Consider the following 12,800-nt stretch of genomic DNA (forward strand, 5'->3'; position numbering starts at 1 on the left):
ATTCATTGCCGAAGCCTGTGGTCTTAATGAGGGACTGGGAGTGAAAGGCCAGTGGGGAACGCTTCAATCCATGGAGACACGCATGCAGTTTCTATCAGACCCGACACATCGGATCCGATTCGTTTATACCCCCAAACACGCTTCCTGGTTAAATCAAATTGAATGTTGGTTCAGTCTGGTCTCCCGACATTTGCTCAGGCGGCTTTCCGTCAGCAGCAAAGCGATATTACGGACATGCATTTTAAAATATATCGAATATTACAACCGGGTATTAGCTAAACCTTTTAAGTGGCTTTACCGTGGGAATACAAAGTGATGTCATTAATTGCAGAATACACCACTAGGGACTCATTCCCTTGCCGTCGCAACGCATCTTGAAATACATTGTGTATATACGCTTCTGACATTTTTTATTGTATTCAACCGCCATTTTATTGCAGAAAAATCGTCATCACTATTTCAGAACTCACTGATCTTCGGTAGTAATCACGGCAAATCCTGTATAAGGTGAAATTTGATCTTGCCCCCAGATAGAGCAAAAAACATAAGATAAATTAATTGAGATTAGCGCGCCTGCCTGCCTTTCCGGCATCACCATAGAAAACGGCGCTGGCAAAAATGAAAATGTGATTACAGCAACAAACCATAAAAAGGTGATCGTAAGCACAATTTTATTCAACCAGTGCCATAATATTAAAAAAGGATTTCACATCCTATTACTCAATCATTTCCAATACTTTTCTGACTAATTTATCGATTCCTATTTCAGCCTCAGCCAGGGATTGAGCAAGCATATATGCTGGGGTTGTTACAATTTTGTTTTCAAAATCAATAACAATATCGTCAACCGGACATTCAATATGTATCCCGCCCATTTTCTCTATCTGTGATACCGTTTCAGGATCATTACCTACAGTAACCTTTATCGGTTTGCCTAATATTTTAGGCACCATCACAGGAGCAATACACATAAATCCCATCGGCTTACCCTTTTTGTGCATATTACGCACAATACTTAAAAATTGTTTATTTATTTCACATTCAAACCCTTTAAATGCGAAATTAGATAAATTTTTAGCTGCGCCAAAACCACCGGGAACAATTAGTGCATCCAATGTATCCGTATTAATTTCAGATAATGGCTGAATATTACCTCTTGTTATACGGGCTGACTCCTCCATTATGTGACGTATTTCTTGTTTTTCCTCTCCATTAAGGTGATTAATTACATGATGTTGTGACTCACTTGGAGAAAAAAAAGACACTTCAGTGCCTAAACGGCTCAAAGAGAGCATAGTTAGGACTGATTCATGTATTTCACTACCGTCATAGACACCACACCCACTTAATATCACTGCAACAGATTTCATATTTATCTCCATTTGTAGTAGATTAATGCTTAACCCCTTAGAGGGTTAAACACCAATCTTCATCACAGATTTTAATGAATCTTGTAACAAAAAATCTTATCTTTGCTATGTTGGTACTTGTGTTCTGTGTAAAAGAATTCTCTAATTGCTCGCGCCTGAAAAAAATCTTAGATAAGCGGGCAAACAAGTTTCCCTGGTGTTGGCGCAGTATTCGCGCACCCCAACTTCGGTTGGGGTTATTTTTTTGTAACGCCTGTTAACCAGTTTCTCAATGTTTCTGTATCATTCTTCCACTCCAGATTTAACTCATCGACCCACTCTTGTACGTTATCCCACCATGCTGGCAAATCCGGTGACTGGATCTGTTGTGCTAATTGTTGCAGATGACGTAATCCGACAGAGCCAGCAGCACCTTTAATTTTATGAGCCTCTTCTGTAATCCCTTTTTGATCTCTCGCCGTCATATTTGAACCCAATAAGGCAAGGTAGCCCGGCATCATATTTTCAAAGATTGTCAGGTTATCAATTATCATTTCTGGCCCGACTAGATCGATATACTGATTAAGCATCTCAGTATCGAGTAGCTCTTCATCTTTCTTCGGCTCAATGAATTCGGCTAATACAGTCTTAGCTTCCGTGGACTTACCCCAGAATTTTTCCATTACCGCAGTCAGTTCTTTAACCGAAAGAGGCTTACTGAGTACCTCATCCATGCCCGCATCAAGATATTCTTTTTTGTCTTTCAATACATTAGCAGTCAGAGCGATCAGAGGAGGAAGAGAGTGATTCGGGTAACGTTGATGTAATTCGCGGGCCACATCCAATCCGGTCATATCCGGTAACTGAATATCAAGCAGTACCAAATCATATTCATCCGGATCAAACATATCGAGAGCATCAGCGCCATTCATAGCCACATCCACACTATTGCCGAGCTTTTCCAGAACAGAACGGGCAACAATCACATTCAGTTCAATATCCTCAACCAGCAGAATATTAAGGGCTGGCAGTGGTAACGCATCTTCTTCTTCCACCCCTGGCTGATTTTCATCAATCGCAGGAGCGATGATTGAAAGGGTAAAGCAGGAGCCTTTTCCGACTGTGCTATCAACTGTAATATCGCCACCCATGGCTTGTGCAAGCCGCTTAGAAACTGCCAACCCGATCCCTGTTCCTGTTGCCGGACGGCCACCAGCACTGTCTCTTACCTGATAATACATGGCGAAGATTTTTTCTAATTCATCAGCCGGTATACCAATACCGGAATCAGTCACTTCAAATAGCAGGCAATCACCTTTTTCTCGCCAGATGCGAACTTTGATCTCTCCCGTCTGGGTAAATTTCACAGCATTACCAATGAGATTCCACAGGATCTGACGCAGACGGGTTCCGTCAGCCAGTATTCTGGCAGGCAGTGGTAACTCAGGTTCCAGTACAAAACGGAGCCCTTTTGGCTGCGCCAGCAATCCGGATATGTTCTCCAAATCCGCCATAAAACTGGTAAAATCAATGTGCTGGCTATCAAGCTGGACTTTACGGCGCTCAATCTTATCCAACTCAATAATATCATTGAAAATATTACCCAGCGTGATGGCGCTGACATGGATTGTTTTCAGATAATTACCCTGTTCTGGGGTCAGATGAGTATCCATCAGAATACGGCTTAAACCGACAATGCCATTTAAAGGCGTACGAAGCTCATGGCTAATCGTAGAAATGAAGGTGGTTTTATCCCTGCTGGCATTCTCCAGCGCATCCTGATAGCGCTTACGCTCCGTGATATCGCGGCCAAATCCCATCAGACCATGCCGCTTGCCGATGCGGTCATAAAAAGGAACTTTTCTCAGCTCAAAACAGGCCTTGCGTCCATCAGGGTAAACCAGCCACTGTTCATAGGTCAGCGAGACATTATGGCGGAAGACTTTTTCATCCGTCTCCATGACCTTGTTGGCAATTTCTTTATCGTAGACTTCTGTGGGTGTCAGGCCAATCAGTTGCTTTTCACTTTTACCGGTCAACAGTTCCATTGCGCGGTTACAACCGGAAAATTCATTATCTTCGTTGCGGTAATAAACCAGATCAGGTGAAGCATCAAGGAATGAGCGTAACAGAACTGACTGCTGCTCAAGTTCAATCTGCGTTTTTTCACGGTGCTCCATTTCTAATTTTAATTTATCCAGCAGTACCAGATGTGCCTGCTCCGCTTTTTCGCGTTCACTGATTTCCTGATTCAGCTGAGTAATATTGTCTTTTAACTGTTGATTCAGCTCGGCATCACGCTGGCGCATTTCCTCCAGCTTTGCCACCAGACTGGATAAACGCTGGCGCGACTCTTCAAGCTGCTCCACCACAATAGAGAGAAAATAGACAGCCCACGGTGTAATTAATAAACCAAAAAAAATAGAACGGATGAGGTCAATACGTTGCACTTCCCCATGCAAGACGAAAGTTACGGCCATTTGCATCGTCATTGCCAGAATTACCAGAACAGACGCCAGCAGTAATGAAAAACGCACCAGCCCGAGTTTCATCATTAAATCAACGTAATATTGGGCAAGCCCCCTGATAAACTTCATAACAGCTCCAAGTAAAATCACCAGACTGCATCATAGCCTAAAAAAAGCCGGACTTCGTTAAGGGATATTATTGCCAATTCCAAAAAATAATAAAAAAGCAAAAAAACAGAATAATAAATCAAATTTGATTTTAATTACCTATAAGAGATTAAAAAACAAACAAGAATTTATTCTTAACGGATATAAAATACATTATTATATTCTTTAAATTTATATAAATTAAGTTTAATAAACCATAAAAATACAGTTTTAAAGCATGTTCAAAAAGTATATTAGGGGTAAAACAGTGATATAAATCACATTAAACCTACTCTACAGCATAGGCCGCAAAACAGTTCATCAACAAATAACTCATATTAATTCAATTAATTAACTTTATTTTTATTATTAAAAACATAATTTAACATTATTTGACCTGTTTTATTTTTCTCGTTAAGTTGGGAATCCACTGAAAATCAGTCGCTGGTCATTTACTCAGCTCATATTTATGCAGTGTCCTTATACAGAAACACAACCATCACTTTGCTGTTTGTTATTAGCGGAGTACTACCGCTTCAGACAAGCAATATTAGACTGAGGGCGCACTTCAGACGCCTGTAGAAATAACTAACTATATCATCTCGTAATTGATGTGAGAGTCGGACAGAATTTGGGAGCTTTACCATGTTGTATGACAAATTACAGGAAAAAGACAACTGTGGCTTTGGGCTAATCGCACATATTGAAGGAGAACCGAGCCACAAAGTGGTGCGTACAGCGATACATGCACTAGCCAGAATGCAACATCGGGGAGCGATTCTGGCAGATGGGAAAACCGGTGACGGCTGTGGCTTATTAATGCAAAAACCCGACCGGTTTTTCCAGATGCTTGCTAATGAACAATCGTGGCGGCTGGCAAAAAACTACGCTGTCGGTATGCTGTTTCTGAGTCAGGACAGCCAAATCGCTCAAGCATGTCGTAATATTATTGAGCAGGAATTAGAACACGAAACTTTGTCTATCGCCGGATGGCGGGAAGTTCCCATCAATCAGGATATTTTAGGAAATATCGCCTTATCCAGCCTTCCCCGCATTGAACAAATCTTTGTGAATGCTCCGGCCGGATGGCGATCTCAGGACTTAGAGCGCAGGCTGTTCATGGTTCGGCGGCGCGTGGAAAAACGCATTACTGATGAAGATTTCTATATTTGCAGCCTTTCCAACGTAGTCACTATTTATAAAGGGCTATGTATGGCAGCGGATTTGCCACGCTTCTACCCGGATCTCGCTGATTTGCGGATGGAATCCGCGATCTGCCTGTTCCACCAGCGGTTTTCCACCAATACTGTTCCCCGCTGGCCGCTGGCTCAACCATTCCGCTATCTGGCTCACAACGGAGAAATCAATACGATCACCGGAAACCGCGAGTGGGCAAGAGCAAGGGCTTACAAATTCCGCACGCCATTGATTCCTGATTTACAAACTGCGGCACCTTTTGTCAATGAAACAGGCTCCGATTCCAGTTCGTTGGATAATATGCTGGAACTGTTTCTCAATGGCGGGATGGATTTAATCCGCGCGATGCGTTTGCTTGTCCCACCAGCATGGCAGAACAATCCAGATATGGATGACGATCTGCGCGCCTTTTTTGATTTTAACTCCATGCATATGGAGCCGTGGGATGGCCCTGCGGGTATTGTTATTTCTGACGGACGCTATGCAGCCTGTAATCTTGATCGAAACGGTTTACGTCCGGCACGTTACGTCATTACCAAAGATAAGCTGATTACCTGTGCTTCCGAAGTCGGAATATGGGATTACCAGCCCGATGAAGTTGTGGAGAAAGGACGTGTCGGGCCGGGAGAATTGATGGTGATCGATACCCGCAAAGGCCGTATCCTGCATTCTGCGGAAACAGATAACGATTTAAAAAACCGTCACCCTTATAAGGAGTGGCTGGAAAAAAATGTCAGGCATCTGACACCATTCGAGAAATTACCGGAAGAGCAGGTTGGCAAGCGAGATTTGGATGATCATATGCTGGCAACCTATCAAAAACAGTTTGCCTACAGTAATGAAGAGCTGGATCAGATTATCCGCGTACTCGGTGAGAATGGGCAGGAAGCAACCGGTTCAATGGGTGATGACACACCATTTGCCGTTCTTTCCAGCCGTCCGCGTATCATCTATGACTATTTCCGCCAGCAGTTCGCTCAAGTCACCAATCCCCCTATTGATCCGCTGCGCGAAGCACATGTCATGTCACTCTCCACCCGCATAGGCAGGGAAATGAATGTATTTTGCGAAGCAGAAGGTCAGGCTCACCGCCTCAGTTTTGAATCTCCGGTACTGCTTTATCCTGATTTTTTGCAACTGACAAAGCAGCAGGAATCTTATTATCCGGCAGAAACGCTGGATTTAACGTTTAACCCACAAGAAATCAGTCTCAAAAAAGCCGTCTCAGCCCTGTGTGAACAGGCCGAGAAACTGGTTCGTGACGGTGCCGTCTTGCTGGTGTTGTCTGACCGTAATATTTCTCCTGAAAAATTACCGATCCCTGCACCAATGGCCGTTGGCGCTATCCAGCACTGTCTGGTGGAAAAAAGCCTGCGTTGCGATGCCAATCTAATCGTTGAAACCGCCAGTGCCCGCGATCCTCACCACTTCGCCGTCCTGCTTGGTTTTGGGGCTACTGCGGTTTACCCTTATCTGGCATACGAATCGCTGGGTAAAATGATTGATGACGGAACCCTCAATATGCCATATGCCCGCGTGATGCTGAACTATCGTAATGGCATCAATAAAGGGTTATATAAAATCATGTCTAAAATGGGTATTTCTACAATCTCTTCCTATCGCTGCTCTAAGTTATTTGAAACTGTCGGATTGCATTCCGAGGTGACAGATATCTGCTTCAATGGCGTTGTCAGCCGGATTGAAGGCGCTGATTTCAGTGATTTTGAGCAGGATCTGCATAATCTCTCCAAACGAGCCTGGCTGCACCGCCACACCATCGATCAGGGCGGGCTGCTGAAATATGTCCACGATGGAGAATATCATGCGTATAACCCTGATGTTGTCAGCACATTGCAGGCTGCCGTCCACAGCGGCCATTACAGCGATTACCAGAAATACTCACAATTGGTCAATGGTCGCCCTGTGACAACCCTGCGGGATTTACTGGCGATCTCACCAAAAGATCAACCAGTTCCCATCGAAGAAGTTGAGCCAGCAGAAGAGCTGTTTAAGCGTTTTGATACCGCCGCCATGTCAATTGGTGCTCTGAGCCCTGAAGCTCATGAATCGCTGGCTGAAGCAATGAACACATTAGGTGGTTTCTCCAACTCAGGGGAAGGCGGAGAAGATCCTGCCCGTTATGGAACGAATAAGGTCTCCCGCATTAAGCAGGTTGCCTCTGGACGCTTTGGTGTGACTCCCGCTTATTTAAGCAGCGCCGATGTTATTCAGATTAAAGTGGCTCAAGGGGCGAAACCCGGTGAAGGCGGGCAATTACCGGGGGATAAAGTCACCCCTTATATTGCCAGACTACGCTATTCCATTCCCGGTGTGACACTTATTTCACCACCACCCCATCATGACATTTATTCTATCGAAGATTTAGCTCAGCTCATTTTCGACCTGAAGCAAATCAACCCCAGAGCACTGATTTCCGTCAAGCTGGTTTCAGAGCCGGGAGTGGGAACTATTGCTACCGGAGTAGCCAAAGCCTATGCGGATCTTATCACTATCGCCGGTTATGATGGCGGAACCGGCGCAAGCCCTCTTTCCTCTGTCAAATATGCCGGTTGTCCGTGGGAACTGGGATTGGTAGAAACCCAGCAGGCACTGGTTGCAAATGGTCTGCGCCATAAAATCCGTCTTCAGGTGGATGGAGGATTAAAAACCGGAGTCGATATTATCAAGGCCGCTATTTTAGGGGCAGAAAGCTTTGGTTTTGGTACAGGGCCGATGGTAGCTCTCGGCTGTAAATATCTGAGGATCTGCCACCTCAATAATTGTGCTACCGGAGTAGCAACGCAGGATGAGAAACTGCGTCAGTCCCATTATCATGGTCTGCCGGAACGGGTCATGAATTATTTTCGTTTTATTGCGCAGGAAACACGTGAAATTCTGGCGCAACTGGGAGTCCGAAAGTTAACGGATCTGATTGGGCGTACCGATTTACTTGAAATACTGGAAGGGATCTCTGCCAAACAAAGTAAACTCAACCTTGAGCCTCTGCTGGAAACAGTTCAGCCTCACGAAGGTAAAGCACAACACTGTACAGAAGATAACCCTTCTTTTGATCAGGGTATCCTGAATCAGGCTATTATCAGACAAGCTCTGCCTTATGTAGAAAAATCACAGAGTAAAGCGTTCTATTTTGATATCCAGAATACCGATCGCTCTGTCGGCGCATCATTGTCTGGAATAATAGCGACAATGCACGGTGATCAGGGGCTGGCTGGCAACCCGATAAAACTGCATTTTTCAGGAACAGCCGGGCAAAGTTTTGGGGTCTGGAATGCGGGTGGGCTTGAACTGACACTCACTGGTGACGCTAATGATTACGTTGGCAAAGGAATGGCTGGTGGACAAATTGTCATCCAGCCTCCGGTTGGTTCAGCATTCAAAAGTCATGAAGCCACAATTATCGGCAATACCTGTCTTTACGGTGCAACAGGCGGCAAACTGTTTGCTGCCGGATGTGCCGGTGAGCGCTTTGCCGTACGGAATTCAGGCACTATCACTGTGGTTGAAGGTATCGGCGATAATGGCTGTGAATATATGACCGGCGGGATAGTCTGCGTGTTGGGTAACACTGGCGTCAATTTCGGTGCAGGCATGACCGGAGGCTTCGCCTATGTCCTCGATGAATCTGATGACTTCCGCAAACGGGTTAACCCTGAATTAGTCGAAGTGCTCTCAATCGATACCCTTTCCATTCATAAAGAACATCTGCGCGGATTAATCACTGAACACGTACGCCTGACAGGCTCCCAACAGGGTGAAAGTATTCTGGAAAACTGGTCACAGTGGGTCAATAAATTTGCGCTGGTTAAACCTAAATCCAGTGATGTCAGTGCGCTGCTGGGGCATCGTAGCCGTTCCACCGCTGAATTACGGGTTCAGGCACAGTAGGAGTCAGGCATGAGTCAGAATATTTATCAGTTTATCGACCTACAGCGCATCGATCCGCCGAAAAAAGCGCTGAAAATCCGCAAAATAGAATTTGTGGAAATTTATGAACCTTTCTCTGAAATTCAGGCACAGGCACAGGCTGATCGCTGCATTGCCTGCGGAAATCCTTACTGCGAATGGAAATGCCCGGTACATAACTATATTCCGAACTGGCTGAAATTAGCCAATGAAGGGCGCATCATTGAAGCCGCAGAATTATCTCATCAGACCAACAGCCTACCGGAAGTCTGTGGACGGGTTTGTCCACAGGATCGTCTGTGTGAAGGTGCCTGCACGCTGAATGACGATTTTGGCGCTGTCACTATCGGTAATATTGAGCGTTATATCAACGACACCGCCATTGCTATGGGCTGGACACCCGATATGTCACATGTGATCCCGACCGGTAAACGCGTTGCTGTCATCGGAGCTGGCCCGGCGGGACTGGCCTGTGCTGATGTACTGGCACGCAACGGCGTACAGGCTGTCGTTTATGATCGTCATCCTGAAATTGGTGGTTTACTGACGTTTGGTATCCCGGCGTTCAAGCTGGAAAAAGAAGTGATGAGTCGTCGCCGTGAGATTTTCACCGGAATGGGTATTGAGTTCTGCTTAAATACCGAAATAGGTAAAGATGTCACTCTGACTGAACTGACAAAACAATTTGATGCCGTTTTTTTGGGAGTCGGAACTTATCAGTCTATTCATGCCGGGCTTGAAAATGAGAATGCCATCGGCGTATATGATGCACTGCCTTTTCTCATCGCCAATACCCGCCATTTAATGGGCTATGAAGAGTCACCTGAACAGCCCTATATTGATATGAAAGGCAAGCGGGTTCTGGTTCTGGGGGGAGGTGATACCGCGATGGATTGCGTACGTACTGCGGTTCGTCAGGGAGCCAGTCATGTGATTTGCGCCTATCGGCGGGATGAAGACAATATGCCGGGTTCCCGCCGTGAAGTGAAGAACGCCCGGGAAGAAGGTGTCAACTTCCAGTTCAACCTTCAGCCAATCAGAGTTGAAACCAATAATAACGGGCATGTTCGTGGAGTCAGAATGGCTCAGACACAATTAGGCGAAATGGATGCAAACGGACGTCGTCAGGCGGAAATCATCCCTGATTCGGAATTTGTCATTGATGCCGATGCTGTCGTTATGGCCTTTGGTTTCAAACCACATACCATGAAATGGCTGAGTGAGCATCAGGTCAATCTTGACCGGCAAGGGCGTATCATTGCTCCTGATTCCAGTGCTCTCCCTTTCCAGACCAGTAACCCTAAAATTTTTGCTGGCGGAGATGCTGTCAGGGGTTCCGACTTAGTCGTGACCGCCATTGCTGAAGGCAGAAAAGCAGCCTCCGGTATTCTCGACTATCTTGAAGTGTAATTTTATTTTTTTCTGAATCCTTCTCCGGCCTTTTGGCCGGAGAAAATCCTGCTAAATAACTTCTACTCGCGTTTTATTATCCTTTCACTACCATAATGATTGTATTTTTTTACATTATGCGACTATTCCTATATCCCAAAAACAAATATTCAAATTTAATACCCTGAAAACAACCAAAAACAATTCGCCCATTTTTTTAAAATTCAGGATAAAAACATACCTAAAAAACAACACCATGATTATCCCTCAAATAACAGATTTAAAATCTGCTTTTGCTATCGATTGAATAATAATTAATTGAACAGGATTTCAATATGCAGAAGACAAGACTGCACTTGAAAACTGGAAGATATAATAACCGAGAGAAATAAATGCGTTTATTAACTAAAATATCCCTGTTTTCTTTCATACTCTTGATGAGTTTTCCCTCTGTTGCCGGTTTATCCACACCAAAAGAGATTATTCAACAAATTAAAGAAAGAGGTGCGAGTTCTGTTGTTGCTGAAATAGGTGAAAAAAACGAAGCAAATGAAATTGCGAAATTTATTACTAGCGGAGATCCTGATTGGTTAAAAGTTGCTTTTCAATTGACACCCAACATCCATCGAGATTTTTCCAATCAGCTCCTGAATTCATTATCGCTTGCCCTGATCACTAACCCGGTTGAAGTCTTGGCTCAGGCAAAAAAACACAGACCTGACTTAACAAATAACATATGTCATCCTTCACTGACATCGATACAAGAGAGAAAAAAACCTAAGTTTATTCAGGAGATAGTTGCCAGTTTAAAGGCTGCTGAAAAATCAGCCAAAAGAAAAGATAAAGAAAATATAGAAAGTTGTATTTTGAAGTTTAACCAGACATATCCCGGATATTTTTAATATACTCCTAAATGGTTAGGAATACACTTTACCAAGTATCAGTGAAGTGTAATTTAGTTTATAACCTAATTATTTCTTCCGTTTTTTTAACGAGAGTCATCTTAAATAACATTCCAATTTTTAAAATTTAATTTCTCATTCAGGCTGTGAAATTTTAAAAAAACGGCTCATAACATAGAGTATTAGTGAAATAAGATACTATTTCATACGCAAATTACAGATTTGACTCTCTAACTTTTAAGTAAAATGGGTGGAACAACATTAAATAATAACCAATTAAAAATTCATTCACTGATATATCCTATTAATTTCAAAATGCAGACAGCAAAGCTGTAAATTGAAAAACAATAGATATAATAATTGGGAGAGATAAATGCGTTTACTAACTAAAATATCCCTGCTCTCTTTCCTATTCTTGATTAGTTCACCTTCTGTCGCTGATTTATCTACACCAAAAGAAATTATTCAGCAGGTAAAAGAAAGGGGGGTAAATTCTGTTGTTGCTGAGATAGGTGAAAGAAAAAAAAGAGAAGAAATCGCTGACTTCATTACTACCGGAGATTCTGAGTGGTTGGAAGTTGCTTTTCAATTAACTCCGAGCATCCATCACGACTTTTCCAGCCAAATCCTCAATTCATTATCTTTTGCTCTAATAAATAATCCGGTTGAAGTTTTAGCCATGGCAAATAAATACCAGCTATCTTCGGCCCATAACATCTGTAATATTCCATCAACACTGACAGGAATAAATAACAAAGAAAAATTTGTTCGGGATGTATCCACAAGTTTAAAAACAGCCAAGAAAGTAGCAAACAGAAAAGATGAAGAGAATATAGAATGGTGTCAGTTAGAACTGAATAAGTCTTACACTACATATTTATAAGAATAGAGGAGAAATTCTCTCCTCTATTCTTTTATCAATCTTACCGATATTTATTTTACAACACGCAACATCGGACGACCTTTGGGAGGCTGAGGAGGTGGTGGCTCATCATCCGGTGAATTATCATCATGAGACTTTCTCGTATCACGAATCAAGACCAGATTATCAGCTACCGGAGACTCTGAGTCTTCCTGCTCATGATCCGTTTCATAGGCAACTTCTGGTTCAAACATCATCCCGGCACCATTTTCACGGGCGTAAACCGCAATCACAGCAGACATAGGCACAGACACCTGACGCGCAACGCCTCCGAAACGGGCATTAAAACGAACTTCGTCATCAGCCAATTCCAGATTACCAACCGCCCGCGGAGCAATATTCAGGATTATTTGCCCTTCCTGCGCATACTCCATCGGGACGTTGACACCATATTGAGTCACATCCACAACGATATGCGGTGTCAAATCATTATCCAGCAGCCACTCATAGTGCGCACGCAGTAGATAAGGTCGGCGGGGTGACATTTGAGTCATATCCATAC

Annotated in this window: 9 protein-coding genes; 5 read left to right on the plus strand and 4 right to left on the minus strand. The window is 43.7% G+C overall.

The window, feature by feature from the left end:
- The coding region (locus Xinn_RS08900; protein WP_211285986.1) for a transposase at nucleotides 1-316 on the plus strand (316 nt) is incomplete at its 5' end.
- A gap of 150 nt (nucleotides 317-466) precedes the next feature.
- Here Xinn_RS08900 and Xinn_RS08905 read toward each other — a convergent pair.
- The 3 genes from Xinn_RS08905 to arcB all read right to left on the minus strand — a co-directional run bounded on the left by Xinn_RS08905 (nucleotide 467) and on the right by arcB (nucleotide 3,946).
- Nucleotides 467-679 (minus strand): hypothetical protein, encoded by a 213-nt coding sequence (locus Xinn_RS08905; RefSeq protein ID WP_086954473.1) that lies wholly within the window; start codon nucleotides 677-679, stop codon nucleotides 467-469.
- Between the two features lie 37 nt (nucleotides 680-716).
- Nucleotides 717-1,370: an isoprenoid biosynthesis glyoxalase ElbB gene (gene elbB / locus Xinn_RS08910; protein ID WP_086954474.1), complete on the minus strand. Its 654-nt coding sequence runs from the start codon at nucleotides 1,368-1,370 to the stop codon at nucleotides 717-719.
- 236 nt (nucleotides 1,371-1,606) lie between these two features.
- Nucleotides 1,607-3,946: an aerobic respiration two-component sensor histidine kinase ArcB gene (gene arcB, locus Xinn_RS08920; protein WP_086954475.1), complete on the minus strand. Its 2,340-nt coding sequence runs from the start codon at nucleotides 3,944-3,946 to the stop codon at nucleotides 1,607-1,609.
- 663 nt (nucleotides 3,947-4,609) lie between these two features.
- Between arcB and gltB the strand changes: the two genes are divergently transcribed.
- From gltB to Xinn_RS08940, 4 genes are all read left to right on the plus strand, one after another.
- Nucleotides 4,610-9,067, plus strand: a complete 4,458-nt coding sequence (gltB, locus tag Xinn_RS08925) for a glutamate synthase large subunit (RefSeq protein WP_086954476.1) — start codon at nucleotides 4,610-4,612, stop codon at nucleotides 9,065-9,067.
- Between the two features lie 9 nt (nucleotides 9,068-9,076).
- Nucleotides 9,077-10,495 (plus strand): glutamate synthase small subunit, encoded by a 1,419-nt coding sequence (locus Xinn_RS08930; protein WP_086954477.1) that lies wholly within the window; start codon nucleotides 9,077-9,079, stop codon nucleotides 10,493-10,495.
- A 371-nt stretch (nucleotides 10,496-10,866) separates the two neighbouring features.
- On the plus strand, nucleotides 10,867-11,376 hold the full coding sequence (locus tag Xinn_RS08935; protein WP_086954478.1) for a hypothetical protein: 510 nt from the start codon (nucleotides 10,867-10,869) through the stop codon (nucleotides 11,374-11,376).
- A 373-nt stretch (nucleotides 11,377-11,749) separates the two neighbouring features.
- Nucleotides 11,750-12,259, plus strand: coding sequence for a hypothetical protein (locus Xinn_RS08940; protein ID WP_244590173.1), 510 nt, complete (start codon nucleotides 11,750-11,752; stop codon nucleotides 12,257-12,259).
- A 50-nt stretch (nucleotides 12,260-12,309) separates the two neighbouring features.
- Here the strand turns inward: Xinn_RS08940 and sspB are convergent, their stop codons facing one another.
- Nucleotides 12,310-12,798, minus strand: coding sequence for a ClpXP protease specificity-enhancing factor (sspB, locus tag Xinn_RS08945; RefSeq protein WP_086954479.1), 489 nt, complete (start codon nucleotides 12,796-12,798; stop codon nucleotides 12,310-12,312).
- Between the last annotated feature and the right edge of the window lie 2 nt (nucleotides 12,799-12,800).

The organism is Xenorhabdus innexi (assembly GCF_002632485.1).
GTDB lineage: Bacteria > Pseudomonadota > Gammaproteobacteria > Enterobacterales > Enterobacteriaceae > Xenorhabdus > Xenorhabdus innexi.

What these genes read in the sequence shown, in the direction of transcription:
- arcB (WP_086954475.1), bottom strand. Translation starts at nt 3,946, where the DNA reads ATGAAGTTTATCAGGGGGCTTGCCCAATATTACGTTGATTTAATGATG.
- sspB (WP_086954479.1), bottom strand. Translation starts at nt 12,798, where the DNA reads ATGGATATGACTCAAATGTCACCCCGCCGACCTTATCTACTGCGTGCG.
- Xinn_RS08930 (WP_086954477.1), top strand. Translation starts at nt 9,077, where the DNA reads ATGAGTCAGAATATTTATCAGTTTATCGACCTACAGCGCATCGATCCG.
- gltB (WP_086954476.1), top strand. Translation starts at nt 4,610, where the DNA reads ATGTTGTATGACAAATTACAGGAAAAAGACAACTGTGGCTTTGGGCTA.
- Xinn_RS08940 (WP_244590173.1), top strand. Translation starts at nt 11,750, where the DNA reads ATGCGTTTACTAACTAAAATATCCCTGCTCTCTTTCCTATTCTTGATT.
- Xinn_RS08935 (WP_086954478.1), top strand. Translation starts at nt 10,867, where the DNA reads ATGCGTTTATTAACTAAAATATCCCTGTTTTCTTTCATACTCTTGATG.
- elbB (WP_086954474.1), bottom strand. Translation starts at nt 1,370, where the DNA reads ATGAAATCTGTTGCAGTGATATTAAGTGGGTGTGGTGTCTATGACGGT.